General features: G+C 65.6%; 2 protein-coding genes. One reads left to right on the forward strand and one right to left on the reverse strand.

Going from position 1 to position 1,282, the window contains the following annotated elements; all coding sequences use genetic code 11:
* On the reverse strand, positions 1 to 728 hold a 728-nt coding region (gene cobF / locus A5736_RS17945; RefSeq protein ID WP_076247740.1), incomplete at its 3' end, for a precorrin-6A synthase (deacetylating).
* A 97-nt stretch (positions 729 to 825) separates the two neighbouring features.
* On the opposite strand from cobF, the gene A5736_RS17950 reads away from it, so the two are divergent.
* A partial coding sequence (locus A5736_RS17950) for a diiron oxygenase (protein ID WP_139333401.1) occupies positions 826 to 1,282 on the forward strand: 457 nt, incomplete at its 3' end.

The raw sequence follows: 1,282 nt of genomic DNA on the forward strand, positions 1-1,282 counted from the left end.
AGCAAATAGGTGTCCATGATCCAGCCGTGCCGCGCCCGGGCTTCGGCTCGCAGCTCGGCGATGCGCGCCCCGACTTCACCGACGGTGCCGGCGATCAGCAGTTCGTCCCCTGTGCCGAGGTAGGCGCCCCACCAGATGGCGGTGTCAGGCGGGCATTGGAGAAACGAGCACTCGGCGTCGAGCATCACCACCGCCGCGCCGGACAAACCGTGGGTGCGCAGCTGCCTGCCGGTGGTGATCAGAACCGGTTCGCCGACGTCGTTGAGCGGGATGCGGTGCCGGGCCGTCAGCGCCTGCACCGCGGTGATTCCCGGAATGACGTCGAAGGTGAAGTCCACCTCGGCCGCGACCGCGCCGAGGATGCGCAGCGTGCTGTCATACAGCGACGGATCCCCCCAGGCCAGGAAGGCCCCTACACCGTCGGGCCCCAGCTCGGTGCGGATGGCCGTCGCCCAGATCCGGGTGCGTGCCGCGTGCCATTCGGATACCGCGTCCCGGTAGTCGGTATCGGTCGACCGTTTCGGATCGGCCAGCTCGACGAAGCGATAGCCCGGCTTGCGGATGAACCGGGCGCAGATCTGCCGCCGCAGCGCAACCAGGTCGCTTTTCGCTTCGCCCTTGTCCATCGCGAAGAACACCTGGGTGTCGTTGAGCGCCTCGATCGCCTGAATGGTCAGGTAGTCCGGGTTTCCGGCGCCGATGCCGATCACGTGAAGATGCCGACCCACGACGCCAGTCAACCGAATCGAAACCCGAAGGGCCTAGTCGAGACCTCGAGTACCCGGTACCATGGGTACCGTCTGAAAACCCAACGAAGGGATCAGCATGACCTCAGCGGTGAAGCCGGCCGGGCCAAGTCGTGAAGAGTTCTCCGATCGTCTGCTGAAGGGCTCCGTCAAAAAGTCCTACGAGCCCGTCGTCGACATCGACTGGGACGCCCCGCTGGACCCCGACAAGTTCTATCTGCCGCCCCGGCTGGTGTCGCTGTACGGCACGCCGATGTGGGACGAGATGACCCGCGAACAACAAATCGAGCTGTCCCGCCAGGAACTGGTCAACACGCTGTCGGCCGGGATCTGGTTCGAGAACATGCTCAACCAGGCGCTGCTGCGCACCATCCTGCACGAGGACCCGACCAGCCGGTCCACGCACTACAAGCTGACCGAGCTGGGCGACGAGACCCGCCACATGGTCATGTTCGGCAAGGCCATCGAACGCATCGGCGCGAGGCCGGTACGCCCGCGATGGGTGCACCGGATCGTCATCAACGCATTGCCGCTGG

Origin of the sequence: Mycobacterium sp. SP-6446, from assembly GCF_001954045.1 — a bacterium.
Classification (GTDB): domain Bacteria; phylum Actinomycetota; class Actinomycetes; order Mycobacteriales; family Mycobacteriaceae; genus Mycobacterium.